The sequence below is a fragment of the Escherichia coli genome (assembly GCF_036503815.1).
Lineage (GTDB): Bacteria > Pseudomonadota > Gammaproteobacteria > Enterobacterales > Enterobacteriaceae > Escherichia > Escherichia coli_F.
Genome location: NZ_AP027764.1, coordinates 3,553,168 through 3,579,874, shown reverse-complemented (window position 1 = coordinate 3,579,874; position 26,707 = coordinate 3,553,168). Strand labels below are relative to the sequence as shown.

The 26,707-nt window shown below is 51.4% G+C and carries 23 protein-coding genes and 1 pseudogene; 15 read left to right on the top strand and 9 right to left on the bottom strand.

Annotated elements, in window-relative coordinates; translation table 11 throughout:
• The first annotated feature begins 369 nt into the window (after positions 1 to 369).
• Positions 370 to 783 (top strand): hypothetical protein, encoded by a 414-nt coding sequence (locus tag AABJ99_RS17220; RefSeq protein ID WP_237427084.1) that lies wholly within the window; start codon positions 370 to 372, stop codon positions 781 to 783.
• A gap of 112 nt (positions 784 to 895) precedes the next feature.
• On the opposite strand, the gene mnmH is transcribed toward AABJ99_RS17220, so the two are convergent.
• Both mnmH and allS read right to left on the bottom strand, forming a co-directional pair.
• Positions 896 to 1,990: a tRNA 2-selenouridine(34) synthase MnmH gene (gene mnmH, locus AABJ99_RS17215; RefSeq protein WP_039021569.1), complete on the bottom strand. Its 1,095-nt coding sequence runs from the start codon at positions 1,988 to 1,990 to the stop codon at positions 896 to 898.
• 68 nt (positions 1,991 to 2,058) lie between these two features.
• Positions 2,059 to 2,985, bottom strand: a complete 927-nt coding sequence (gene allS / locus AABJ99_RS17210; protein ID WP_000460135.1) for an HTH-type transcriptional activator AllS — start codon at positions 2,983 to 2,985, stop codon at positions 2,059 to 2,061.
• A 228-nt stretch (positions 2,986 to 3,213) separates the two neighbouring features.
• On the opposite strand from allS, the gene allA reads away from it, so the two are divergent.
• The 9 genes from allA to glxK all read left to right on the top strand — a co-directional run bounded on the left by allA (position 3,214) and on the right by glxK (position 13,798).
• Positions 3,214 to 3,696 carry an ureidoglycolate lyase gene (allA, locus tag AABJ99_RS17205; RefSeq protein ID WP_000776388.1) on the top strand — a complete coding sequence of 161 codons (483 nt, stop codon included), beginning with the start codon at positions 3,214 to 3,216 and terminating at the stop codon, positions 3,694 to 3,696.
• Positions 3,697 to 3,773: 77 nt separating this feature from the next.
• Complete coding sequence (allR, locus tag AABJ99_RS17200; protein ID WP_000141275.1) at positions 3,774 to 4,589, top strand: HTH-type transcriptional repressor AllR; 816 nt, start codon at positions 3,774 to 3,776, stop codon at positions 4,587 to 4,589.
• 89 nt (positions 4,590 to 4,678) lie between these two features.
• Entirely contained in the window at positions 4,679 to 6,460 is a 1,782-nt protein-coding gene (gene gcl, locus AABJ99_RS17195) for a glyoxylate carboligase (protein WP_338387392.1), read from the top strand.
• A gap of 12 nt (positions 6,461 to 6,472) precedes the next feature.
• On the top strand, positions 6,473 to 7,249 hold the full coding sequence (gene hyi, locus AABJ99_RS17190) for a hydroxypyruvate isomerase (protein ID WP_000943561.1): 777 nt from the start codon (positions 6,473 to 6,475) through the stop codon (positions 7,247 to 7,249).
• A 99-nt stretch (positions 7,250 to 7,348) separates the two neighbouring features.
• On the top strand, positions 7,349 to 8,227 hold the full coding sequence (gene glxR, locus AABJ99_RS17185) for a 2-hydroxy-3-oxopropionate reductase (protein ID WP_039021571.1): 879 nt from the start codon (positions 7,349 to 7,351) through the stop codon (positions 8,225 to 8,227).
• A gap of 169 nt (positions 8,228 to 8,396) precedes the next feature.
• Positions 8,397 to 9,851 (top strand): allantoin transporter, encoded by a 1,455-nt coding sequence (gene allW / locus AABJ99_RS17180; protein ID WP_000401151.1) that lies wholly within the window; start codon positions 8,397 to 8,399, stop codon positions 9,849 to 9,851.
• Positions 9,852 to 9,911: 60 nt separating this feature from the next.
• Positions 9,912 to 11,273 (top strand): allantoinase AllB, encoded by a 1,362-nt coding sequence (gene allB / locus AABJ99_RS17175; protein ID WP_088541939.1) that lies wholly within the window; start codon positions 9,912 to 9,914, stop codon positions 11,271 to 11,273.
• 56 nt (positions 11,274 to 11,329) lie between these two features.
• Positions 11,330 to 12,631 carry a uracil/xanthine transporter gene (gene ybbY, locus AABJ99_RS17170; protein ID WP_032302608.1) on the top strand — a complete coding sequence of 434 codons (1,302 nt, stop codon included), beginning with the start codon at positions 11,330 to 11,332 and terminating at the stop codon, positions 12,629 to 12,631.
• Positions 12,632 to 12,652: 21 nt separating this feature from the next.
• Entirely contained in the window at positions 12,653 to 13,798 is a 1,146-nt protein-coding gene (gene glxK, locus AABJ99_RS17165) for a glycerate 3-kinase (RefSeq protein WP_039021573.1), read from the top strand.
• 128 nt (positions 13,799 to 13,926) lie between these two features.
• Here the strand turns inward: glxK and allE are convergent, their stop codons facing one another.
• From allE to allD, 3 genes are read right to left on the bottom strand one after another with little or no spacing between them, the layout of a single operon-like run.
• On the bottom strand, positions 13,927 to 14,712 hold the full coding sequence (gene allE, locus AABJ99_RS17160; RefSeq protein WP_000540966.1) for a (S)-ureidoglycine aminohydrolase: 786 nt from the start codon (positions 14,710 to 14,712) through the stop codon (positions 13,927 to 13,929).
• 10 nt (positions 14,713 to 14,722) lie between these two features.
• Positions 14,723 to 15,958, bottom strand: coding sequence for an allantoate deiminase (allC, locus tag AABJ99_RS17155; RefSeq protein ID WP_022645297.1), 1,236 nt, complete (start codon positions 15,956 to 15,958; stop codon positions 14,723 to 14,725).
• A 21-nt stretch (positions 15,959 to 15,979) separates the two neighbouring features.
• Positions 15,980 to 17,029 carry an ureidoglycolate dehydrogenase gene (gene allD / locus AABJ99_RS17150; protein ID WP_338387391.1) on the bottom strand — a complete coding sequence of 350 codons (1,050 nt, stop codon included), beginning with the start codon at positions 17,027 to 17,029 and terminating at the stop codon, positions 15,980 to 15,982.
• 316 nt (positions 17,030 to 17,345) lie between these two features.
• On the opposite strand from allD, the gene fdrA reads away from it, so the two are divergent.
• The 4 genes and pseudogenes from fdrA (at position 17,346) to ybcF (ending at position 22,000) form a co-directional block, all read left to right on the top strand.
• Positions 17,346 to 19,013, top strand: coding sequence for an acyl-CoA synthetase FdrA (gene fdrA / locus AABJ99_RS17145; RefSeq protein ID WP_039021576.1), 1,668 nt, complete (start codon positions 17,346 to 17,348; stop codon positions 19,011 to 19,013).
• A gap of 9 nt (positions 19,014 to 19,022) precedes the next feature.
• A pseudogene (gene ylbE / locus AABJ99_RS17140) lies at positions 19,023 to 20,281 on the top strand (DUF1116 domain-containing protein).
• Positions 20,282 to 20,291: 10 nt separating this feature from the next.
• Positions 20,292 to 21,107 carry a DUF2877 domain-containing protein gene (gene ylbF / locus AABJ99_RS17135; RefSeq protein WP_338387390.1) on the top strand — a complete coding sequence of 272 codons (816 nt, stop codon included), beginning with the start codon at positions 20,292 to 20,294 and terminating at the stop codon, positions 21,105 to 21,107.
• Complete coding sequence (gene ybcF, locus AABJ99_RS17130) at positions 21,104 to 22,000, top strand: carbamate kinase (RefSeq protein ID WP_039021578.1); 897 nt, start codon at positions 21,104 to 21,106, stop codon at positions 21,998 to 22,000. The genes ylbF and ybcF overlap by 4 nt, the downstream gene beginning before the upstream one ends.
• Before the next feature lie 233 nt (positions 22,001 to 22,233).
• Here the strand turns inward: ybcF and purK are convergent, their stop codons facing one another.
• The 4 genes from purK to ppiB form a co-directional block, all read right to left on the bottom strand.
• Positions 22,234 to 23,301: a 5-(carboxyamino)imidazole ribonucleotide synthase gene (gene purK, locus AABJ99_RS17125; protein WP_039021579.1), complete on the bottom strand. Its 1,068-nt coding sequence runs from the start codon at positions 23,299 to 23,301 to the stop codon at positions 22,234 to 22,236.
• A complete protein-coding gene (gene purE, locus AABJ99_RS17120) occupies positions 23,298 to 23,807 on the bottom strand; it encodes a 5-(carboxyamino)imidazole ribonucleotide mutase (RefSeq protein ID WP_001295318.1) in 510 nt (169 codons plus the stop codon). The genes purK and purE overlap by 4 nt, the downstream gene beginning before the upstream one ends.
• Before the next feature lie 116 nt (positions 23,808 to 23,923).
• Positions 23,924 to 24,646 carry a UDP-2,3-diacylglucosamine diphosphatase gene (lpxH, locus tag AABJ99_RS17115; protein ID WP_338387389.1) on the bottom strand — a complete coding sequence of 241 codons (723 nt, stop codon included), beginning with the start codon at positions 24,644 to 24,646 and terminating at the stop codon, positions 23,924 to 23,926.
• A 2-nt stretch (positions 24,647 to 24,648) separates the two neighbouring features.
• Entirely contained in the window at positions 24,649 to 25,143 is a 495-nt protein-coding gene (gene ppiB, locus AABJ99_RS17110) for a peptidylprolyl isomerase B (RefSeq protein WP_000256002.1), read from the bottom strand.
• A 173-nt stretch (positions 25,144 to 25,316) separates the two neighbouring features.
• Between ppiB and cysS the strand changes: the two genes are divergently transcribed.
• The gene (gene cysS, locus AABJ99_RS17105) at positions 25,317 to 26,702 is read left to right on the top strand and encodes a cysteine--tRNA ligase (protein ID WP_032302620.1); all 1,386 of its coding nucleotides are present in this window, start codon (positions 25,317 to 25,319) and stop codon (positions 26,700 to 26,702) included.
• Positions 26,703 to 26,707: the final 5 nt, after the last annotated feature.

Sequence of the window (26,707 nt, the reverse complement as noted above, 5' to 3'; positions counted from 1 at the left end):
ACTGTTAACTCAAAAGGTAGATATATCTCGTGATTTATATCTCATCACATTTTTAGTAGAAGACTATTTTGGTGAGACGCATCTCGACTTTTTTTTGCAATATAGTGTCTTGAAAATGGAATTCCTGTTCACGAAACATATTCTGACTCGGAGGTGTATGGACTATTAAAAAATTCTGTTGAGTCAAAGGATTTCAGACAAAAATAGGAGGCTAATTATCCACGATAATAAAATTTTTGCTATTTGAGAATATACATATGATGAGGCCTGATGACAGAAGAATGGATGGATCGTGACGTGTCTGTATTGATTGTGAAATTATAGATGAATACCATCTGCCTTATAAAGTAAATTGAGGAAAATCAGAATATGTTAAGTGATACGTTAATACAATTCATAAATATACATAATAAATTATGGCATGACATAAGAGATTATAACGTAAAGCAAAATGGATTTAACCAGAGTTTATCTCCTGAAGATATTTCAATGCTGGAGTTTTTAGTAAAGAGTAAAATATTTCATTTAAAAGCTTACGAAATTCTTTTGCATGTTGCCCCAGACAATGCAATCGATTTGTTAAAAACACGCTACCTTTCCCTTGATCTTTCTAATAACGCAAAAGACCATGTGGCAGATCTTGAAATTATGCTATCTGATGTAAAAGAAACCCTCGGTAAACACAAGCTTGAAGAGATATTAAATTGTGTAGAATTTTTATTAATCAATAAAAAGAATCAGCGAGTAATAGATGCTATAGATTTTGCTCAGAGCAATGATTGAAATTAAAGAAGAGCAGCAATTGTTTGATTTATGAGAAAGAAAACCTTAAACCGGATGGTGACATCACACATCCGGCTAAACAACCTTTATGAAGCAGGAATTATTCCGCCCATCACTGAGCCTTCACCCACTCCGCCACTTCCGCCCACTCACCGCGAAAGACAACTTTTTCCGCTTTTTTCTCAAGCTGATAGCGATACATCGGGTCGTAATATTCTTCAAGCAGCGGCACCAGCCAGGCCAGATGACCGTCGGTGCTGCCGGTGGTGAGTTGCGTTGTCAGCGCAGCATCCAGCCTTGCAGCCAGTTCGTTATATCGCTGTAACCCCAGCCGACGCTTAATCGCCGAAAGTCCGTGATGCAAGTATTCGCAATACTCCTGCCAGCCCTGTTCGTCGCCGTACGCATGGGTAAAATCATGATGCATACGCAAGAAATACTCTTCGTTCAGGCGTTCAAGACGGATCTCAAACGGATCTTCTACCACCGCAATCGCCGCCTGAGTCATTCGCTCGCGCAGGCATTCCGGCAGGTGATTCGAACCGATCATCCGGCTTTCATCTTCCAGCACCCACAGGTGCAAATCCTGACGGGCATCGGTTTTTAGCATTTCGGCAGCCAGCAGATTTTCAAAACTCGCCTGGCTAAGTTGCGGTTGCAACGTGCGACCAAACGCCGAACCGCGATGACGCGCCAGCCCTTCCAGATCAACACCGTTCGGCTGTTGTTGCACTAACAGCGTTTTACCGCAGCCGGTACAACCGCCAATCAGCACTATCGGTTTTTGTGCCAGTTCAATAGTCGCCTGAATCGCCGTCTGGCGCAGTGCCTTATAACCGCCTTCCACCAGCGGATAATCAATCCCCGCTTCATGCAGCCAGCGTTGCACAATGTGCGAACGTTGACCGCCACGGGCGCAGCAGAGAATACCTTGCGGGTTTTGCAGGCATGCTGCCCGCCAGGCGTCCATGCGCTGCTGACGAATTTCACCCGCCACCAGTTTATGCCCCAGCGCCAGCGCCGCGTCTGACCCTTGCTGTTTATAGCAGGTGCCAACGGCGGCGCGTTCATCGTTATTCATTAACGGCAGGTTGATAGCGGCGGGCATTGCGCCTTGCTCAAACTCGATGGGGGCGCGAACATCAATAATGGGCGTATCAGCAATCAGCAGGGCACGATAGTCCTGTTCCGTGTGTCTCTCTTGCATAGTTAAAAGTGAACCTCAAATCAGCTTGCGCGCTATTTTACGCGCCAACGCGCAAGGAAACTTGATTTTTAACTGCGTGGGTTGCCGAAAATTTCTAAAAATCCGCTGATTTCCGGCCTGCGCTGAGTAAACAAGGTCACAATATCTTCTACCGCTTTGCCACTGCCAAATTTGCGCCATGCTAGACTCAATGGCGAAGGAGGGCGCATCGTTGGGATTACCCGGCTGACCAGTTGTTGATTATCGATCATTGACTGGCAAAGTGATTTTGGCAAAAAACCAATGCCAACGCCCGCCAGATGGGCGGCGATTTTCGTTTCCATATCGGGAACAATAATCTCTTTTTGCCCCGGCAAACGCCAGGCGACGCGCTTGGTTAAGGTGCGGGCGCTGTCTTCAATATTAACCGCCGGAAAGCGCCGCAACTGCGCTTCTGTTAGCGGCTCTTCAACTTTCGCCAGCGGATGATCCGCCGCCATGACAAAGCGCCATTGCACCGATCCTAAGGGATCAAGACTAAAGGTATTTGCCAGCGCCTCGGTTCCCGTGACGCCGATAGCCAGTGAAAAACCTTCGTACAATAGCGAGTCCCAGACGCCCATATAGATTTGTCGGGAGATGTGAAACTGGGTAAAGGGGTAACGTTCATTCAGCCACGCCAGCAGCTGGGCGACGGCCTGGGGGTTGTAGAGCAGGTTGTTGATGACAATATTCACCTGGCGTTCCACGCCATCATTCACCTGTTGCAGCTCGCTGGGCATACTTTCCAGCCAGCTCAGCCAGTCTCTGGCCTGAGAAAGTAGATGCTCGCCAGCCGCTGTCAACGTCACGCTGCGAGTCGTGCGGAAAAACAGCGCCACTCCGGTATTCTCTTCCAGAAGTTTAATGCGATAGCTGATCGTCGCCGTGGTTTTACATAGTCGTTCTGCCGCTTTTGAAAAACTTCCTGTTTCAGCAACCGCAATGAAAGTCCGCAAAGTTTCTGGATCGAACATCTTCAGGTATCCCCTTTTAAATCCGCAGGTTGCGTGATTTTCCTGTCCTTTGATTTACCTGTATTTTCACATGATAACCCTGTGTGATTTGTGGGCTAAATCTAGTTTTGGAAAAATATTCCAACTTTTGTGTTGATGTTGTTCTCTTAAGGTTTTAGATTGCCTGTTATTGAACCACATTGTCCGGTCGGCGGTGGTTGAACGGAATTATGTTACAAGGACAAAAAGATGAAACTTCAGGTATTACCGTTAAGTCAGGAAGCCTTCAGTGCTTATGGCGACGTAATAGAAACGCAGCAACGGGATTTTTTCCATATTAACAATGGCCTGGTGGAGCGTTACCACGATTTGGCGCTGGTTGAGATTCTTGAGCAAGACCGTACGCTTATCAGCATTAACCGCGCGCAACCGGCCAATCTGCCGCTGACCATTCACGAACTCGAACGTCATCCGCTGGGCACTCAGGCCTTTATTCCGATGAAAGGGGAAGTGTTTGTGGTGGTCGTGGCGTTAGGTGACGACAAACCAGACCTGTCAACCCTGCGGGCGTTTATTACCAACGGCGAACAGGGAGTGAATTACCATCGTAACGTCTGGCATCACCCACTTTTTGCCTGGCAGCGCGTCACCGATTTTCTGACCATCGATCGCGGCGGCAGTGACAACTGTGATGTTGAAAGTATTCCTGAACAGGAACTCTGTTTTGCGTGACGCCTGCAACCGACTTGCATAAGATAAATTAATTGTTCATTGTTTATGCTCACTTGTAGGTCGGAGTTAACGTAGGTATGACGGAAGTTAGACGGCGCGGCAGGCCAGGACAGGCGGAGCCTGTGGCACAGAAGGGCGCACAGGCGTTAGAGCGGGGAATTGCGATTCTGCAATATCTGGAAAAAAGTGGGGGAAGTTCGTCGGTTAGCGATATTTCTCTCAATCTGGATTTGCCGCTCTCCACGACCTTTCGCTTGCTGAAGGTTTTACAGGCAGCGGATTTTGTCTATCAGGACAGTCAGTTAGGCTGGTGGCATATAGGATTAGGTGTCTTTAACGTCGGTGCGGCGTACATCCATAACCGCGATGTCCTCTCCGTCGCCGGGCCGTTTATGCGCCGCCTGATGTTACTTTCCGGCGAAACGGTCAATGTCGCGATCCGTAACGGCAATGAAGCAGTATTAATTGGTCAGTTAGAGTGTAAATCGATGGTCAGGATGTGTGCGCCACTGGGCAGTCGTCTGCCGCTGCATGCTTCCGGTGCGGGCAAGGCGCTGCTTTATCCGCTGGCGGAAGAGGAGTTGATGAGCATCATTCTGCAAACCGGTTTGCAGCAGTTTACGCCAACTACGCTTGTGGATATGCCCACCTTGCTGAAGGACCTGGAACAAGCGCGTGAACTGGGCTATACCGTAGATAAAGAAGAGCATGTTGTAGGTCTGAATTGCATAGCTTCAGCAATTTACGATGATGTAGGTAGCGTTGTTGCCGCTATCTCCATCTCCGGGCCTTCATCAAGACTGACAGAAGATCGTTTTGTCAGTCAGGGTGAGCTGGTCAGAGACACCGCCCGCGATATCAGCACGGCGTTGGGACTGAAAGCACATCCATAGTGTCTGTCGCATCCCGCTCTGCGGAGCGGGTTTTTTTGACAAAATTTGAAAGTTGGAAAATTTTTCCAATTAATAGAGGTAGGAATAAAATGGCAAAAATGAGAGCCGTTGACGCGGCAATGTATGTGCTGGAGAAAGAAGGTATTACCACCGCCTTCGGCGTTCCGGGAGCTGCAATCAATCCGTTCTACTCAGCGATGCGTAAGCACGGCGGTATTCGTCACATTCTGGCGCGTCATGTGGAAGGTGCTTCGCACATGGCGGAAGGTTATACCCGCGCAACGGCAGGGAATATCGGCGTATGTCTGGGGACTTCCGGTCCAGCGGGCACGGACATGATCACCGCGCTCTATTCCGCTTCTGCTGATTCCATTCCTATTTTGTGCATCACTGGTCAGGCACCGCGTGCTCGTCTGCATAAAGAAGATTTTCAGGCCGTAGATATTGAAGCAATTGCTAAACCGGTCAGCAAAATGGCGGTTACAGTTCGTGAAGCGGCGCTGGTGCCTCGCGTGCTGCAACAGGCATTTCACCTGATGCGTTCTGGTCGTCCGGGTCCGGTACTGGTGGATTTACCGTTCGACGTTCAGGTGGCGGAAATCGAGTTTGATCCTGACATGTACGAACCGCTGCCGGTCTATAAACCTGCTGCCAGCCGTATGCAGATTGAAAAAGCGGTCGAAATGTTAATCCAGGCTGAACGTCCGGTGATTGTTGCCGGGGGCGGGGTCATCAATGCTGACGCAGCTGCACTGTTACAACAGTTCGCTGAACTGACCATCGTTCCGGTGATCCCAACGCTGATGGGCTGGGGCTGTATCCCGGACGATCATGAACTGATGGCCGGGATGGTGGGTCTGCAAACCGCGCATCGTTACGGTAACGCAACGCTGCTGGCGTCCGACCTGGTGTTTGGTATCGGTAACCGTTTCGCCAATCGTCATACCGGTTCGGTAGAGAAATACACCGAAGGGCGCAAAATCGTTCATATCGATATTGAGCCGACGCAAATTGGTCGCGTGCTGTGTCCGGATCTCGGCATTGTCTCTGATGCTAAAGCGGCGCTGACACTGCTGGTTGAAGTGGCGCAGGAGATGCAAAAAGCGGGTCGTCTGCCGTGTCGTAAAGAATGGGTCGCCGACTGCCAGCAGCGCAAACGCACTTTGCTGCGCAAAACCCACTTCGACAATGTGCCGGTGAAACCGCAGCGCGTGTATGAAGAGATGAACAAAGCCTTTGGTCGCGATGTTTGTTATGTCACCACCATTGGTCTGTCACAAATCGCTGCGACACAAATGCTGCATGTCTTTAAAGACCGCCACTGGATCAACTGTGGGCAGGCAGGCCCGCTGGGCTGGACGATTCCGGCGGCGCTGGGGGTTTGTGCCGCTGATCCAGAGCGCAATGTGGTGGCGATTTCCGGTGACTTCGACTTCCAGTTCCTGATTGAAGAGTTAGCCGTTGGCGCGCAGTTCAACATTCCGTACATCCATGTACTGGTCAATAACGCCTATCTCGGCCTGATTCGTCAGTCGCAACGCGCCTTTGATATGGATTACTGCGTACAGCTCGCATTCGAAAATATTAACTCCAGCGAAGTGAACGGTTACGGCGTCGACCACGTAAAAGTAGCGGAAGGTTTAGGTTGTAAAGCGATTCGTGTCTTCAAACCGGAAGATATTGCACCGGCCTTTGAACAGGCGAAAGCCTTAATGGCGCAATATCGGGTACCGGTAGTCGTGGAAGTTATTCTCGAGCGTGTGACCAATATTTCGATGGGCAGCGAACTGGATAACGTCATGGAATTTGAAGATATCGCCGATAACGCAGCGGACGCACCGACTGAAACCTGCTTCATGCACTATGAATGAGGGAGATAAATAATGTTACGTTTCTCTGCTAATTTATCGATGTTATTTGGTGAATATGATTTTCTCGCCCGTTTTGAGAAAGCTGCGCAGTGTGGTTTTCGCGGCGTTGAATTTATGTTCCCTTATGACTACGACATTGAAGAATTAAAACAGGTGCTGGCGAGTAATAAACTCGAACATACTCTGCACAATTTACCGGCGGGTGACTGGGCGGCGGGCGAGCGGGGTATTGCTTGTATTCCTGGCCGTGAAGAAGAGTTTCGGGATGGCGTAGCAGCAGCGATTCGTTATGCTCGTGCGCTGGGTAATAAAAAAATCAACTGTCTGGTCGGTAAAACGCCGGCTGGTTTCAGCAGTGAACAGATTCACGCAACGCTTGTAGAAAACCTGCGTTATGCCGCGAATATGCTGATGAAAGAAGATATTTTATTACTGATTGAACCTATTAACCATTTTGATATTCCTGGTTTCTATCTCACCGGAACTCAACAGGCGCTGAAATTGATTGATGATGTTGGTTGCTGCAATTTGAAAATTCAGTATGACATTTATCATATGCAGCGGATGGAAGGTGAATTAACCAACACTATGACTCAATGGGCCGATAAAATTGGCCACCTGCAAATTGCCGATAATCCGCATCGCGGCGAACCGGGAACCGGAGAAATTAATTATGAGTATCTCTTTACGGTAATTGAAAATTCTGACTACAACGGTTGGGTTGGGTGTGAATATAAACCCCAAACCACCACGGAAGCCGGTTTACACTGGATGGATCCGTACCGTTAAAACGTAACGCTGTTCAGGCAATGCTTTTTTAGGCCGCTAAGTTGGCAGGGGATCGTGTTGTCTGAATTCAGGAAAAGCGAAATTTAATAGAGGTTAATTATGAAACTGGGATTTATTGGCTTAGGCATTATGGGTACACCGATGGCCATTAATCTGGCGCGTGCCGGTCATCAACTGCATGTCACAACCATTGGTCCGGTTGTTGATGAATTACTGTCACTGGGTGCCGTCAGTGTTGAAACTGCGCGCCAGGTAACGGAAGCATCGGACATCATTTTTATTATGGTGCCGGATACGCCACAGGTTGAAGAAGTTCTGTTTGGTGAAAATGGTTGTGCAAAAACGTCGCTCCAGGGCAAAACCATTGTTGATATGAGCTCCATTTCCCCGATCGAAACTAAACGTTTCGCTCGTCAGGTGAATGAACTGGGCGGCGATTATCTCGATGCGCCCGTCTCCGGCGGTGAAATCGGCGCGCGTGAAGGGACGTTGTCGATTATGGTTGGCGGCGACGAAGCGGTATTTGAACGTGTTAAACCGCTGTTTGAATTGCTCGGTAAAAATATCACCCTCGTGGGCGGTAACGGCGACGGCCAGACCTGCAAAGTGGCAAATCAGATTATCGTGGCGCTCAATATTGAAGCGGTTTCTGAAGCCCTGCTGTTTGCTTCAAAAGCCGGAGCGGATCCGGTACGGGTGCGGCAGGCGCTGATGGGCGGCTTTGCTTCCTCACGTATTCTGGAAGTTCACGGTGAGCGCATGATTAAACGCACCTTTAATCCAGGTTTTAAAATTGCGCTGCACCAGAAAGATCTCAACCTGGCACTGCAAAGTGCGAAAGCACTGGCGCTGAACCTGCCAAACACCGCGACCTGCCAGGAGTTATTTAATACCTGTGCGGCAAACGGTGGCAGCCAGTTGGATCACTCTGCGTTAGTGCAGGCGCTGGAATTAATGGCTAACCATAAACTGGCCTGATACCCGCAATAAAAATGGCCGATATCAGAAAATGAATCGGCCAGCAATATTAAAAAAAGAAAGCAGCCAAAGATGTTGCTTCAGTATTAAAAATAATATTTTTATTTTATTTGTTCCTCATAGCTAGATTAAAAAGACGTTATTCGATACGTGAAATTAAGAGGGATTTATGGAACATCAGAGAAAACTATTCCAGCAACGCGGCTATAGCGAAGATCTATTGCCGAAAACGCAAAGCCAGCGGACCTGGAAAACATTTAACTATTTTACCTTATGGATGGGTTCGGTTCATAACGTTCCCAATTATGTGATGGTCGGCGGCTTTTTTATTCTCGGCTTGTCTACCTTTAGTATTATGCTGGCAATTATCCTCAGCGCCTTTTTCATTGCCGCGGTAATGGTATTAAACGGTGCTGCGGGCAGTAAATACGGAGTGCCTTTTGCCATGATCCTGCGTGCTTCTTATGGCGTACGTGGTGCACTGTTTCCCGGATTATTAAGAGGCGGGATTGCTGCCATTATGTGGTTTGGCCTGCAATGTTACGCCGGATCGCTGGCCTGCTTGATCCTGATTGGCAAAATCTGGCCGGGATTTTTAACTCTCGGTGGTGATTTTACCCTGTTAGGGCTTTCTCTACCGGGCTTAATCACTTTCTTACTCTTCTGGCTGGTGAACGTCGGAATCGGTTTCGGTGGTGGCAAAGTTTTAAATAAATTCACCGCCATTCTTAACCCGTGTATCTATGTTGTCTTCGGCGGTATGGCGATTTGGGCGATTTCGCTGGTCGGGATCGGTCCAATCTTTGACTACATTCCGAGCGGTATTCAGAAAGCAGAAAACGGTGGCTTCCTGTTCCTGGTGGTGATTAACGCGGTAGTTGCGGTCTGGGCGGCACCGGCGGTGAGCGCATCCGACTTTACGCAAAACGCCCACTCGTTTCGTGAGCAGGCGCTGGGGCAAACGCTGGGTTTAGTTGTGGCCTATATTCTGTTTGCGGTCGCCGGGGTATGTATTATTGCCGGAGCCAGTATTCACTACGGCGCTGACACCTGGAACGTGCTGGATATTGTTCAGCGTTGGGATAGCCTGTTTGCCTCGTTCTTTGCGGTACTGGTTATTCTGATGACGACTATCTCCACTAACGCCACCGGTAATATTATTCCGGCTGGTTATCAGATAGCCGCTATTGCACCGACGAAACTGACCTATAAAAACGGCGTACTGATTGCCAGTATTATCAGTTTGCTGATCTGTCCGTGGAAATTAATGGAAAATCAGGACAGCATTTATCTGTTCCTCGATATTATCGGCGGAATGCTGGGTCCAGTAATTGGTGTGATGATGGCGCATTATTTTGTGGTAATGCGCGGACAAATTAATCTTGATGAACTGTATACCGCAGCAGGGGATTTCAAATATTACGATAACGGCTTTAACCTTACCGCGTTCTCAGTAACTTTGGTCGCCGTTATTTTATCTCTCGGTGGTAAATTTATTCCGTTCATGGAGCCTTTATCACGCGTTTCATGGTTTGTCGGCGTTATTGTCGCCTTTGCGGCCTACGCCTTATTAAAGAAACGTACTGCAGCAGAAAAAACAGGAGAACAAAAAGTCACAGGTTAATTAATCCCGATATTGAACATTGAGTTAAAAAACCAATCTGTATTTTACAAGGAGTTTGTTATGTCTTTTGATTTAATCATTAAAAACGGCACCGTTATTTTAGAAAACGAAGCTCGCGTTGTAGATATCGCCGTTAAAGGCGGAAAAATTGCTGCTATCGGTCAGGATCTGGGCGATGCAATAGAAGTTATGGATGCGTCTGGTCTGGTGGTTTCGCCAGGCATGGTTGATGCGCACACCCATATTTCTGAACCGGGTCGTAGCCACTGGGAAGGTTATGAAACGGGTACTCGCGCAGCGGCAAAAGGTGGTATCACCACCATGATCGAAATGCCGCTCAACCAGCTGCCTGCAACGGTTGACCGCGCATCGATTGAACTGAAGTTTGATGCCGCTAAAGGCAAGCTGACTATCGATGCGGCGCAACTCGGTGGCCTGGTGTCTTACAACATCGACCGTCTGCATGAGCTGGATGAAGTGGGCGTTGTCGGCTTCAAATGCTTCGTTGCAACCTGTGGCGATCGCGGTATCGACAACGACTTCCGTGACGTAAACGACTGGCAGTTTTTCAAAGGCGCACAGAAGCTGGGCGAACTGGGTCAGCCAGTGCTGGTGCACTGCGAAAACGCGCTGATCTGTGACGAACTGGGCGAAGAAGCGAAACGTGAAGGTCGCGTAACCGCACATGACTATGTGGCTTCGCGTCCGGTATTTACCGAAGTGGAAGCGATTCGCCGCGTACTGTACCTGGCGAAAGTCGCCGGTTGCCGTCTGCACGTTTGCCACATCAGCAGCCCGGAAGGTGTTGAAGAGGTGACTCGTGCGCGTCAGGAAGGCCAGGACGTTACCTGTGAATCCTGCCCGCATTACTTTGTACTGGATACCGATCAGTTCGAAGAAATCGGTACTCTGGCGAAGTGTTCACCACCGATCCGCGATCTGGAAAACCAGAAAGGCATGTGGGAAAAACTGTTTAACGGTGAAATCGACTGCCTGGTTTCCGACCACTCTCCATGCCCGCCGGAAATGAAAGCAGGCAACATCATGAAAGCATGGGGCGGTATCGCCGGTCTGCAAAGCTGCATGGACGTGATGTTCGATGAAGCAGTACAGAAACGTGGTATGTCTCTGCCGATGTTCGGCAAATTAATGGCGACTAACGCAGCAGATATTTTCGGTTTGCAGCAAAAAGGCCGGATCGCCCCAGGAAAAGATGCCGACTTCGTCTTCATTCAGCCGAATAGCAGCTATGTTCTTACCAATGACGATCTGGAATATCGCCACAAAGTCAGCCCGTATGTTGGCCGTACCATTGGCGCGCGTATCACGAAAACCCTCTTACGGGGTGATGTGATTTACGACATCGAACAGGGTTTCCCTGTTGCGCCGAAAGGTCAATTTATCCTTAAACATCAGCAGTAATCTGGCCCCTGCAATGCCCGTCCTTGCGGCGGGCATTCTCCGGTTAAGGTGTGTTTATGTTCAATTTTGCAGTGAGCCGTGAAAGCCTGTTATCAGGATTTCAGTGGTTTTTCTTTATTTTTTGCAACACGGTTGTGGTTCCTCCTACGCTACTTTCGGCTTTTCAGTTGCCGCAAAGTAGCCTGCTTACGCTCACGCAATATGCTTTTCTTGCTACCGCGCTGGCCTGTTTCGCTCAGGCGTTCTGCGGTCATCGTCGCGCTATTATGGAAGGTCCGGGCGGCCTGTGGTGGGGAACCATCCTTACTATCACCCTTGGCGAAGCATCGCGCGGGACCCCGATCAACGATATCGCTACCAGTCTGGCGGTGGGGATTGCGATTTCTGGCGTGCTGACGATGTTGATTGGTTTTAGCGGATTAGGTCATCGCCTGGCGCGGTTATTTACGCCGTCTGTGATGGTCTTGTTTATGTTGATGCTGGGCGCGCAGCTGACCACTATCTTTTTCAAAGGTATGCTCGGCCTGCCGTTTGGCATAGCCGACCCGAATTTTAAAATTCAGTTACCGCCGTTCGCGCTCTCGGTCGCGGTGATGTGCCTGGTACTGGCAATGATTATTTTTCTGCCGCAACGTTTTGCCCGTTACGGCTTACTGGTTGGTACGATAACCGGCTGGTTGTTGTGGTACTTTTGCTTTCCTTCTTCGCACTCGCTTTCCGGTGAGTTGCACTGGCAGTGGTTCCCGCTTGGCAGTGGCGGTGCTTTGTTGCCGGGGATTATTCTGACGGCGGTGATTACAGGTCTGGTAAATATCAGCAATACCTACGGTGCGATTCGTGGCACGGATGTTTTTTATCCGCAACAGGGCGCGGGGAATACGCGTTATCGTCGCAGCTTTGTGGCGACCGGATTTATGACGCTGATAACCGTGCCGCTGGCGGTAATTCCATTTTCACCGTTTGTTTCATCCATTGGTTTATTAACCCAGACTGGCGATTACACGCGGCGTTCGTTTATTTATGGCAGCGTTATTTGCCTGCTGGTGGCACTGGTTCCGGCACTCACGCGACTGTTTTGTAGTATCCCCTTACCGGTGAGTAGCGCGGTCATGCTAGTTTCTTATCTGCCTTTACTCTTTTCCGCGCTGGTATTTAGCCAACAAATAACATTTACTGCTCGCAATATTTATCGACTCGCATTGCCGTTATTTGTCGGCATATTTTTAATGGCATTACCGCCTGTGTATCTGCAAGACCTTCCATTAACGCTTCGCCCTCTGCTCAGTAACGGCTTACTGGTCGGAATTTTACTGGCTGTTCTTATGGATAATCTTATTCCGTGGGAACGTATAGAATAATTTTTTGAAAAAGGATTGATAATGAAGATTGTCATTGCGCCAGACTCGTTTAAAGAGAGCTTAAGTGCAGAAAAATGTTGTCAGGCAATTAAAGCCGGGTTTTCGACCATATTTCCCGATGCGCACTATATCTGTTTGCCGATAGCGGATGGCGGCGAAGGAACGGTGGATGCGATGGTCGCCGCGACGGGCGGCAACATTGTGACGCTTGAAGTCTGTGGGCCGATGGGCGAAACAGTGAATGCTTTTTATGGCCTTACCGGCGACGGGAAAACGGCGGTGATTGAGATGGCTGCGGCAAGCGGCCTGATGCTGGTCGCGCCTGAAAAGCGTAATCCGTTGCTGGCCTCCAGTTTTGGTACGGGGGAGTTAATTCGCCATGCGCTGGATAACGGCATTCGCCATATTATTCTCGGCATTGGTGGTAGCGCGACGGTCGACGGCGGTATGGGCATGGCGCAGGCGCTCGGTGTGCGTTTCCTTGATGCCGACGGTCAGGTGCTGGCGGCTAACGGCGGCAATTTAGCACGCGTGGCAAGTATTGAGATGGATGAATGCGATCCGCGTCTGGCGAACTGCCATATTGAAGTAGCGTGCGATGTAGATAATCCGTTGGTAGGGGCACGCGGCGCGGCGGCGGTGTTTGGCCCGCAAAAAGGGGCGACGCCAGAAATGGTCGAAGAGCTGGAACAGGGGCTGCAAAATTACGCCCGTGTTTTACAACAGCTAACTGAAATCAACGTCTGCCAGATGGCGGGCGGCGGTGCTGCCGGAGGCATGGGAATTGCCGCAGCGGTATTCCTCAATGCGGATATTAAACCGGGTATTGAGATTGTACTGCGGGCGGTCAACCTGGAGCAGGCGGTGCAGGGCGCAGCGCTGGTGATCACCGGGGAAGGACGCATCGACTCGCAAACGGCAGGCGGTAAAGCACCGCTGGGCGTGGCGTCGGTGGCGAAGCAGTTTAATGTCCCGGTGATTGGGATTGCTGGTGTATTGGGTGATGGTGTGGAAGTGGTGCACCAGTACGGCATTGACGCGGTATTCAGCATTTTGCCACGTCTGGCACCTTTAGCCGAAGTGCTTGCAAGCGGTGAAACCAATCTCTTCAACAGTGCGCGAAATATTGCCTGCGCCATTAAAATAGGTCAGGGAATTAAAAACTGACTCTTACCTTTAAAGCGGATGCGATTTATATCGCATCTTTTTTTACCTGAATTGACTACAAAAAAAGCCACGGTATAAACCGTGGCAAAATCCAACATAGCTAAAAATAATCAGGCGTGTGGTATGACTTAAATCTCAACGTCGCGGTTACAATCCTTCGAATAAATATAACTAAACGCTTCACCACGCCCTACGCCATAACCGGCCTGTAAGGAATAAGCGCCCATAAAGATGTAATCGCCTTTTTTCACCGGGATCCAGTTATTGTCGAGGTTATAAACCCCCTGACCGGAAAGAATATAGGCACCGTGTTCCTGGACGTGAGTTTCGATATAACCGTGGCTGGCACCTGGCGCAAAAGAGAGGATATGCATGTTCATATCAAAACCTAACTCTTTGGGCAGAAAATCCAGCAGAATAACATCGTCCATGCCTTCATAATGAATGCGTTCCAGTTCGCTGGCATTGCCAGAAACCAGCCACGGCGCATGGCCTTCTACCGGAACATAGCGGCGCTTATACAAGAATATTTGGCTGTCTTCGGCCTGAGCATTAACAAACGTCATTAAGGAACCCGGCGGGCAATAAAGATAGCCACCTTCACTTAAGGAAAATGTTTTCCCTTCAGCTTCGGCAGTGATATTTCCAGAAATCACATACAGGAATGTTTCAATTCCTTTGCCACCGAAGCCCTGCTGATTACCCCCGTTTTGATGCAGTGTGACCAGATAATCAACAAAAGAGGCCCCCAGCTTTGGCGTGGAGAGGATTGTCGCGTCACAATTTTCAAAGCCCGGAATAATATTTTTTACCAGACCGTCCGGGGTTAACAGCGCGAAATTACCGTGTTTCACAATCGCACGGTTAGCCAGTAAATCATCGCGGTAACCGGTGACGTTATTTAAATATCCCATTTATAACTCCTTATTTCTGCCAGGCAAGTTGATAAAGCATGAGTGCCAACGTTTTGACCCCTTCGGCAAGGTCGGTAATATTGGTGCGTTCCGCCGGGTTATGGCTGATCCCGTTGATGCTGGGAATGAAAATCATGCAGGTTGGTACGCGAGGCGCGAAAATTTGTGCGTCGTGCCCGGCACCACTGTGCATCACCCGGTAATTCAGTTTTTCGCTTTCACACAATTCTGTCAGGGTGGCGACAAGTTCCTTGTTCATCGGCACAGGTTCTTCGTCCATCCATAAATCGATATCAATACCAATGTCCATTTCATCGCAAATCGCCCGCATGTCGTTTTCTAACTGTTGGGTAAAATCGCGCAACACGGCAGTGTCGGTATGACGACAATCAATAGTGAACGTGGTTTTACCCGGCACTACATTCACCGTATTCGGGCGCGGCTCCACCTTGCCAAAGGTCAGCACCAGCGGATCGCCCATCTTTTTCGCTTTCTCAACTGACTGATGGCAAATGCGACTGAAAGCGTAAACCGTATCACGACGATAACCCATCGGCGTGGTGCCTGCATGGTTTGATTCGCCGTTCAGCGTCACCGTATAGCGACGTTGCCCGACAATTGCATTCACCACGCCAATTGACTGACCATTACTTTCCAGCACACAGCCCTGTTCGATATGCAGTTCGACAAAGGCTTTAATATCCTGACGCGGAGTTAGTGGGGCGTTCGGCAGAGTAAATCCGCAAGCCTTCATTGCATCGACAAAACTATTTCCTTTGGCATCACAGATATTCCGTACGTCGTCAGGATTCGCCAGCCCAAAGATATTTTTACTGCCCCAGAAGACATACGGGAAGCGGCTGCCTTCTTCTTCCGCCATTGCCACCACTTCGACCGTTCGCAGCGGCGCGCCGTATTGCGTTTTCAGCCAGTCAATCGCCAGCCACGCCGCCAGTGCGCCGAATTGTCCGTCGAGGTTACCGCCGTTAACCACGGTATCAATATGCGAACCGCTCAGAATCACTTCCTGGGGGTATTCGCTGCCGTTCAGGCGGCCGTATAAATTCCCCACTTCATCGAAACGTGTTTCCAGCCCACTTGCTGCCATTCTTTTTTTAAATTGCTGCTGGGTTTCCAGCCACTCCGGCGAATAAAGTAAACGGGTCATTCCACCCGTTGGGTCAGCGCCAAAAGAGGAAAGCCAGGGCAGCGTTTCTTCTATGGCTTGACGGAAATGTGTAATCATAAGAAAGTCCTGTCTCAACAATTATTGCGCAAAGGGATTTTTCGTTTCGTATGACGTGTTATAAAGCGCGTCGGAAATTAAATACTGGTAAATATCATCAACAATTTCGATGCCTTCGACGTCGGCTTTGCGTTGCTTAATATCCTGATCCTGTCCGGGATAATAAACCTGGTTAAAACCGGGCGCGGGGGTAATGGCATTTAATTCGCGCATGGTCTGGCTAAGATGTTGACGGAATAATTCGCTGGAGGAGAAAAAGTTCGGGTTAATAACTACATGTAATTGCCCCAAATTACGTCCGGAGTGTAAATCGTCATACATCGAACTGACCTGTCGCCCGAACGGTAAGCCGAGTAAGACGCCTGAGAGGACGTCGATCATCATCATCAGGCCATAACCTTTCGGTCCGGCAGCCGGGAGCAGGGCGTTAACCGCGAAGGGATCGCTGGTTGGTGTACCATTTTTATCGACCGCCCAGGTATCGGGGATAGACATATTGCGCGAGCGGGCGTCGAGCACTTTTCCCCATGCCTGTACGGTAGTCGCCATATCAAAAGTAAGAATCTCGTCGCCTTCTCCCGGCGCGGCAAAGGCCAGTGGGTTAGTGCCGTAGTAAATTTCCGCGCCGCCAAACGGCACCACCATTGGATCGGACTGGCACATCGAAATGCCAATCAATCCGGCGCGGGCTGCTTGCTGCACAAAATAAGAGATTGCGCCGCTGTGACCCATTCGGCTGATGCCAACCACCGCCACGCCATGTTGTTGTGTTGTTTTAATGGCATGTTCCATACCCATTTTTGCCGCGACCTGTCCGGCGGCATTGTCGGCATGTAAAATTGCCGAGCACGGTCCGGTTTCTTCAAGACGAAACTCTGGTTCGCGGTTGGTGCCGCCTTTTGATATGCGCTCTGCGTAGTATTCAACGCGCACCGCGCCATGAGAGTGGATCCCTCTGGCATCGGCGTAAACCAATACTTCAGCCACGGTTGCAGCGTGCTCACGTTTTAATCCAGCCTGGCAGAGTTTATTCTCGATTAGCTGGTGGAGTGTTTCCCGACTGATTTTCATCTGTCTTCCTTTTTAACGACGGTGTGAAGCATGACTGCAATTAACATACAGGGAAAATATCTGGATTATGTGATCCAGACAGGCAAAAAAATATAGTTAGAATTTATTTGATAATCCGCTCGCTTTTAACCTGGTTTTTAAAACAACTATGCTTATTAAAAAATAACGCGTAATAGTCTGGCGGTTATTTGAATTCTTTTGTTAATAATGTCTGTGTGATATTCATCACCTTATTTACTCGTTGTCATCGATACCGTAATCGCCACATTAACACTGCTCGTGCAATTGCCATGGGTGCAATTTTTAAGGAGTTGTTATGATCCACGCCTTTATTAAAAAAGGGTGTTTTCAGGATTCAGTCAGTTTAATGATTATTTCACGAAAACTCAGCGAATCAGAAAATGTTGATGATGTTTCCGTAATGATGGGTACGCCCGCCAATAAAGCGTTATTAGATACCACAGGTTTCTGGCATGACGATTTTAATAACGCCACGCCGAACGATATTTGCGTGGCAATTCGTAGCGAAGCGGCGGATGCGGGGATCGCGCAGGCGATTATGCAGCAGCTTGAAGAGGCGCTAAAGCAACTGGCGCAGGGAACGGGCAGCAGCCAGGCGTTGACGCTGGTGCGTCGCTGGGACAGTGCCTGTCAGAAATTACCCAATGCCAATCTGGCGCTGATTTCAGTGGCTGGCGAGTATGCGGCGGAATTGGCGAACCAGGCGCTGGATCGCAACCTCAACGTGATGATGTTCTCCGATAACGTCACGCTGGAAGATGAAATCCAACTTAAAACCCGCGCACGGGAAAAAGGCTTGCTGGTGATGGGGCCGGACTGCGGTACGTCGATGATTGCCGCCACGCCGCTGGCTTTTGCTAACGTGATGCCGGAAGGCAACATTGGCGTCATTGGCGCTTCCGGTACCGGGATTCAGGAGCTGTGCTCACAGATTGCACTGGCAGGTGAGGGAATTACTCACGCGATTGGTCTTGGCGGGCGCGACCTCAGCCGTGACGTGGGCGGCATCAGTGCGCTAACGGCGCTGGAAATGCTCAGTGTAGATGAGAAAAGCGAAGTGCTGGCGTTTGTTTCAAAACCGCCTGCCGAAGCTGTGCGTCTGAAAATTGTTAATGCCATGAAAGCAACCGGCAAACCAACGGTGGCGCTGTTTTTAGGTTATATCCCGGCGGTGGCCCGCGACGAGAATGTCTGGTTTGCCTCCTCGCTGGATGAGGCTGCACGCCTGGCTTGCCTGCTTTCACGCGTTACGGCGCGACGTAACGCGATAGCGTCTGCCAGCAGTGGATTTATTTGCGGCCTGTATACCGGCGGTACGTTAGCCGCCGAAGCGGCGGGATTACTCGCCGCGCACCTTGGCGTGGTAGCCGACGATACCCATCATCACGGCATGATGCTCGACGCCGATGGTCACCAGATCATTGACCTCGGCGATGATTTCTACACCGTCGGGCGTCCCCATCCGATGATTGACCCAACCTTACGCAACCAGTTAATTGCCGATCTCGGCGCTAAACCGCAAGTGCGCGTATTGCTGCTTGATGTGGTGATTGGCTTCGGTGCGACCACCGATCCTGCAGCCTCGCTGGTAAGCGCCTGGCAAAAAGCCTGTGCCGCGCGTTCAGACAATCAACCACTGTATGCCATTGCCACAGTGACAGGCACTGAACGTGACCCGCAATGCCGCTCGCAGCAAATCGCCACGCTGGAAGATGCAGGGATCGCGGTAGTGAGTTCGCTGCCGGAAGCCACCTTGCTGGCGGCGGCGTTAATTCATCCGCTCTCGCCTGCCACACAGCCACACACACCGTCATTACTGGAAAACGTCGCCGTGATTAACATCGGATTACGCAGCTTTGCGCTGGAACTACAAAGCGCCAGCAAACCGGTTGTGCATTACCAATGGTCACCAGTCGCTGGCGGCAATAAAAAACTGGCTCGTTTATTAGAATGTTTGCAATAAGGGGTTCCCATGTTTACATCAGTGGCGCAAGCCAATGCTGCGGTTATCGAACAAATTCGTCGCGCTCGTCCACACTGGCTGGATGTGCAACCGGCGTCTTCACTCATTAATGAATTAAATCAGGGTAAAACACTGCTTCACGCCGGGCCGCCGATGCGCTGGCAGGAGATGACCGGCCCCATGAAAGGGGCGTGCGTGGGTGCGTGTCTGTTTGAAGGCTGGGCGAAAGATGAAGCGCAGGCACTGGCGATGCTGGAGCAGGGGGAAGTGAACTTCATTCCTTGTCACCATGTGAATGCCGTCGGGCCAATGGGCGGAATTACTTCTGCCAGTATGCCGATGCTGGTGGTCGAGAACGTGACCGACGGTAACCGGGCGTACTGCAACCTCAATGAAGGTATCGGTAAAGTGATGCGTTTTGGCGCTTACGGCGAAGATGTCCTGACTCGCCATCGCTGGATGCGTGATGTGTTAATGCCGGTATTAAGCGCGGCGCTGGGGGCATGGAGCGCGGTATCGATCTCACCGCGATGATGGCGCAGGGCATTACGATGGGCGATGAATTCCATCAGCGCAATATTGCTTCCTCAGCACTGTTAATGCGTGCGCTGGCCCCACAAATTGCTCGCCTCGATCATGATAAACAGCACATTGCGGAAGTGATGGATTTCCTCAGCGTGACCGATCAGTTCTTCCTCAACCTCGCGATGGCCTATTGCAAGGCGGCGATGGATGCAGGCGCGATGATCCGCGCGGGCAGCATCGTCACGGCTATGACCCGCAACGGCAATATGTTCGGGATTCGGGTAAGTGGGCTGGGCGAGCGCTGGTTTACTGCGCCAGTTAACACTCCGCAAGGTCTGTTTTTCACCGGCTTCTCGCAGGAGCAGGCGAACCCGGATATGGGCGATAGCGCGATTACCGAAACCTTTGGTATCGGTGGTGCGGCAATGATCGCCGCCCCTGGCGTAACACGCTTTGTCGGTGCAGGTGGTATGGAAGCAGCCAGAGCTGTATCTGAAGAGATGGCAGAAATCTTCCTTGAGCGCAATATGCAGTTGCAGATCCCTGGCTGGGATTTCCAGGGCGCGTGTCTGGGGCTGGATATTCGTCGCGTGGTAGAAACCGGCATTACACCACTCATCAATACGGGTATCGCCCATAAAGAGGCGGGGATCGGGCAGATTGGTGCAGGCACTGTGCGGGCACCGCTGGCGTGCTTTGAACAGGCGCTGGAAGCACTGGCTGAAAGCATGGGGATTGGTTGAGGAACGCACAATGACGATCATCCATCCTCTGCTTGCCAGCCGTAGTGCACCGAATTATCGCCAGTCCTGGCGGTTAGCGGGCGTGTGGCGGCGGGCGATTAATCTGCTGACGGAAAGTGGCGAACTGTTAACGCTACATCGTCAGGGAAGTGGTTTCGGTCCCGGAGGATGGGTGCTTCGCCGCGCACAATTCGATGCGTTATGCGGTGGATTATGCGGCAATGAACGACCACAGGTTATGGCTCAAGGGATTCGCCTCGGGCGTTTCACGGTTAAACAGCCACAGCGTTATTGTTTGCTGCGTATTACGCCGCCTGCGCATCCTCAACCGCTTGCAGCGGCATGGATGCAACGCGCGGAGGAAACCGGGCTTTTCGGGCCGCTGGCGTTGGCGGCAGGCGATCCGCTGCCTGCTGAATTACGCCAGTTTCGTCACTGTTTTCAGGCCGCGCTCAATGGCGTTAAGACCGACTGGCGGCACTGGCTGGGTAAAGGGCCGGGATTAACGCCGAGTCATGATGACACGCTAACGGGAATGCTGCTGGCAGCCTGGTATTATGGCGCTTTAGATGCGCGCTCCGGTCGCCCGTTTTTTGCCTGTTCCGACAATCTTCAACTCGTTACCACAGCGGTGAGCGTTAATTATTTACGTTATGCCGCGCAAGGATATTTCGCCTCGCCACTCCTGCACTTTGTTCATGCTCTGAGTTGCCCGAAACGTACCGCTGTTGCGATTGATTCGCTGCTGGTGCTGGGGCATACGTCAGGGGCAGATACGCTGCTGGGGTTCTGGCTTGGTCAACAATTATTACAAGGAACACCATGAAAACACTGGTTGTGGCTCTTGGGGGCAACGCCTTACTCCAGCGCGGCGAAGCGCTGACGGCAGAAAATCAATATCGCAATATTGCCAGTGCTGTTCCCGCGCTGGCGCGCCTGGCGCGTGCTTATCGACTGGCGATTGTTCACGGCAACGGGCCGCAGGTGGGGTTGTTGGCGTTACAAAATCTGGCGTGGAAAGAGGTCGAACCGTATCCACTGGATGTGCTGGTGGCGGAAAGTCAGGGGATGATTGGCTATATGCTGGCGCAGAGCTTGAGCGCACAGCCGCAGATGCCGCCTGTCACGACGGTGCTGACGCGCATTGAAGTTTCGCCTGATGATCCGGCGTTTTTGCAGCCAGAGAAGTTTATCGGTCCGGTTTATCAGCCAGAAGAACAAGAGGCACTGGAAGCGGCTTATGGCTGGCAGATGAAACGTGATGGTAAATATTTACGCCGGGTGGTGGCATCTCCCCAGCCTCGTAAAATTCTCGACAGCGAAGCCATCGAGTTGTTGCTCAAAGAGGGGCATGTGGTGATTTGCAGTGGCGGCGGCGGTGTTCCGGTGACGGATGACGGAGCAGGGAGTGAAGCGGTGATTGATAAAGATCTCGCCGCTGCGTTGCTTGCCGAGCAGATTAATGCCGATGGACTGGTGATCCTCACCGATGCTGACGCGGTTTATGAAAACTGGGGAACGCCGCAGCAACGCGCTATTCGCCATGCCACACCGGATGAGTTAGCGCCATTTGCCAAAGCCGATGGGGCGATGGGGCCGAAGGTAACGGCGGTGAGTGGCTATGTCAGAAGCCGTGGTAAGCCTGCGTGGATTGGGGCGTTATCGCGGATTGAAGAGACGCTGGCGGGCGAAGCGGGGACCTGTATTTCGCTGTCGTGATGGGAGCATCCAGCATATGGCGCACCATGCCTGATGCGACGCTTGACGCGTCTTATCAGGCCTACAATGGGTACCGGATTGGTAGTCGGATAAGGCGTTCACGCCGCATCCGGTAATCGGCGCACCATGCCTGATGCGACGCTTGACGCGTCTTATCAGGCCTACAATGGGTACCGGATTAGTAGGCCGGATAAGGCGTTCACGCCGCATCCGGCAGGAATATGAGTACCAGGTTAACTGAACTTACTCTGCGCCCAAATCACGCCACTGGCATACTCCGGCGGCAGCAGCGGGATTAATGCTTCCAGCGTCGCGGTCAGACGCGATGTGTCGCTGTCGGTCAAATTCAGATGCCCCACTTTACGGCCCGGACGCACTTCTTTGTCGTACCAGTGCAGATGCACCAGCGGCAGTTTCAGCCAGTCATAATTCACATCGCTACCAATCAGGTTGATCATCACCGACGGACTATTCACTACCGGTTGCGGTAACGGCAGATCGGTAATCGCCCGCAGATGCAGCTCAAACTGGCTGATGCTGGCACCGTTTTGTGTCCAGTGACCGCTGTTATGCACACGCGGAGCCAGTTCGTTGATCAGCAGACCTTGCGGAGTGATAAAACACTCCATCGCCATCACGCCCACATAGCCCAGATCCTGCATAATCGCCGACAGCATCTCTTCGGCCTGCGCCTGCTGCTGTGCGTTGGCCTGCGGGAAAGCGACGCTGGTGCGCAAAATACCATCCTGATGCAGGTTATGCGTCAGCGGATAAAACACAGTGCTGCCATCAAAGCCGCGCGCGCCAACCAGCGATACTTCACCAGTGAAGTTAATGCCCTGCTCGACAATACATTCGCCGTAGCATTCAGCCGGTAACTGTGCGGTTTCATCGGCGCGTAAACGCCATTGACCGCGACCGTCATAGCCACCAGTGCGACGCTTAACAATCGCCAGTTCACCTAAACGATCAAACACCGCAGGCCACTCACTGCGATCGGCAAGTAACTGCCACGGTGCAGTCGGCAGGTGAAGCTTGTCGAAAAGCTGCTTCTGAGTCAGACGGTCGGCAATAATCGGGAACACATCGCGGTTCACAAAGGCCGGATGGCGTGCCAGCTCGCGCGTTAATGCGGTTTCCGGCCAGCGTTCGATCTCAGCGGTAATCACGCTTTGTTGAAAGGGCACCGCTGCCGGTTCAGCGTCCAGCCCGACCGGCCAGACAGCAATGCCTAACGGTTCGCCTGCCTGGCGCAACATACGGCCTAACTGCCCGTTACCGAGGACGCAAACCTGTTTCATGCCGCACCTCGCGGGTCCGGGTTTTCCAGCACTTCATCAGTCTGGGCTTTGCGCCAGTCATTCAAACGCTGGTGCAGTTCTTTATCATGAGTCGCAAGAATTTGTGCTGCCAGTAACGCCGCGTTTGCCGCGCCAGCTTTACCTATCGCCAGCGTACCCACCGGAATGCCGCGCGGCATTTGTACGATGGAGTAGAGGCTATCGACACCGCTCAGTGCGGCGCTCTGTACTGGCACACCCAGCACTGGCACCAGCGTTTTGGCGGCAATCATGCCCGGCAGGTGCGCTGCGCCGCCTGCGCCCGCAATAATCACCTGATAACCGTTCTCTTCGGCACTTTCGGCGAAGCTGAACAGTTTATCGGGGGTGCGGTGAGCAGAAACCACTTCAACGTGGTGCGGGACATTCAGGATTTCGAAGATTTCGGCGGCGAACTGCATGGTAGCCCAGTCGCTTTTGGACCCCATCACGATGGCGACACGCGCCGGATTATTGCGGGAAGACATGCGTCTTAAAACTCCTGTGGTGCACAACTCTCGGCTTTAGAGGGCACAGAGAATAGCACGGAAAGAGAGCAAGGAAAACGGTTGCGTGGCTGTGAAATCAGCAAAGTTGCGGGTATTTAAAACGGAAAATGAATCAGCTCAACGTCATCCGCCGTGACTTTCACCATTGAACCTTCCGTATGCCAGGCACCCAGCACGACGCGAAAAGCAGGTTGCTGATTGGCGATAAGTTCATGGATCGCCGGGCGATGGGTATGCCCGTGAATCAACCATTGCATCTGATGTTTTTCCATCGCACTAACCACCGCGTTTTGGTTAACGTCCATGATCGCCAGCGATTTACTGCTGTTGGCTTCTTTGCTGTTCGCTCGCATTCGCGCGGCAATGCGTTTGCGCACAAACAACGGCAGGGCGAGGAATAGCGTTTGCAGCCACGGCTTGTGGACTTTGGCGCGAAATGCCTGATAACCGATGTCATCGGTGCACAGCGTGTCGCCATGCATAATCAACACCCGACGACCATAAAGTTCGAGCACTTTTTCTTCCGGCAATAACGTCATGCCACTTTCACGGGCAAAGCGTTTGCCGAGCAGAAAATCACGGTTGCCATGAATGAAATAACAGGGAACGCCGGAATCGGATACCGCTTTGATCGCTGCGGCCATCTGGCGATGGAGTGGGTTGGGATCGTCATCGCCAATCCATGCTTCAAACAGATCGCCAAGAATATACAGCGCGTCGGCCTTGCGGGCTTCCCCCGCTAAAAAACGCAGAAAACCGGCGGTGATCGCCGGTTCTTCCACGCAGAGATGAAGATCTGCAATAAAGAGTGTCGCCACGATTACTCGCTAACGGTCACGCTTTCAATGATAACGTCTTCTTTAGGCACGTCCTGGTGCATACCGCTACGACCGGTTGCTACACCTTTGATTTTGTCTACCACGTCCATGCCTTCAACCACTTCAGCAAACACGCAGTAACCCCAACCTTGCAGGCTTTCGCCAGAGAAGTTCAGGAAGTCGTTATCAACCACGTTGATGAAGAACTGTGCAGTTGCAGAGTGCGGTGCCTGAGTACGGGCCATTGCCAGCGTACCGCGGGTGTTTTTCAGACCGTTGTTGGCTTCGTTTTTGATCGGTTCTTTGGTGGCTTTTTGCTTCATGCCTGGCTCAAAACCGCCGCCCTGAATCATAAAGCCGTTGATAACACGGTGGAAAATGGTGTTGTTGTAAAAACCTTCGCGGCAGTAGTCCAGGAAGTTTTTAACTGTTTCAGGTGCTTTATCGTCAAAAGTTTTGATGACAATATCGCCGTGATTGGTGTGGAAAGTAACCATTTTTGCATCCTGTTCCGTTTGATTGGTGCTTCAACCCGATTCGGGTCATATATAGGGTGGTGTTATAGCATAACCGCACGATCGGATCATCACGCAATGTATGCTGATTCGCGCGGGAAATATGGGTATTATACGCAACTCAATTACCCACACATGTCTAAACGGAATCTTCGATGCTAAAAATCTTCAATACTCTGACACGCCAAAAAGAGGAATTTAAGCCTATTCACGCCGGGGAAGTCGGCATGTACGTGTGTGGAATCACCGTTTACGATCTCTGTCATATCGGTCACGGGCGTACCTTTGTTGCCTTTGACGTGGTTGCGCGCTATCTGCGTTTCCTCGGCTATAAGCTGAAGTATGTGCGCAACATTACTGATATCGACGACAAAATCATCAAACGCGCCAATGAAAATGGCGAAAGCTTTGTGGCGCTGGTGGATCGCATGATCGCCGAAATGCACAAAGATTTTGATGCTTTGAACATTCTGCGCCCGGATATGGAGCCGCGCGCGACGCACCATATCGCAGAAATTATTGAACTCACTGAACAACTGATCGCCAAAGGTCACGCTTATGTGGCGGACAACGGCGACGTGATGTTCGACGTACCGACCGATCCGACCTATGGCGTGCTGTCGCGTCAGGATCTCGACCAGCTGCAGGCAGGCGCGCGCGTTGACGTGGTCGACGACAAACGCAACCCGATGGACTTCGTTCTGTGGAAGATGTCGAAAGAGGGCGAACCGAGCTGGCCGTCTCCGTGGGGCGCGGGCCGTCCAGGCTGGCACATTGAATGTTCGGCAATGAACTGCAAGCAGTTGGGTAACCACTTTGATATCCACGGCGGTGGTTCAGACCTGATGTTCCCACACCACGAAAACGAAATCGCTCAGTCCACCTGTGCCCATGATGGTCAGTATGTGAACTACTGGATGCACTCGGGGATGGTAATGGTTGACCGAGAGAAGATGTCCAAATCGCTGGGTAACTTCTTTACCGTGCGTGATGTGCTGAAATACTACGACGCGGAAACCGTGCGTTACTTCCTGATGTCGGGCCACTATCGCAGCCAGCTGAACTACAGCGAAGAGAACCTGAAGCAGGCACGCGCGGCGCTGGAGCGTCTCTACACTGCGCTGCGCGGCACAGACAAAACCGTTGCTCCTGCCGGTGGCGAAGCGTTTGAAGTGCGCTTTATTGAAGCGATGGACGACGATTTCAACACCCCGGAAGCCTATTCCGTGCTGTTTGATATGGCGCGTGAAGTTAACCGTCTGAAAGCAGAAGATATGGCAGCGGCGAACGCAATGGCGTCTCATCTGCGTAAACTTTCTGCCGTGCTGGGCCTGCTGGAGCAAGAACCAGAAGCATTCCTGCAAAGCGGCGCGCAGGCAGACGACAGCGAAGTGGCTGAGATTGAAGCCTTAATTCAACAGCGTCTGGATGCCCGTAAAGCGAAAGACTGGGCGGCGGCAGATGCGGCGCGTGACCGTCTTAACGAGATGGGGATCGTGCTGGAAGATGGCCCGCAAGGGACCACCTGGCGTCGTAAGTAATTGCG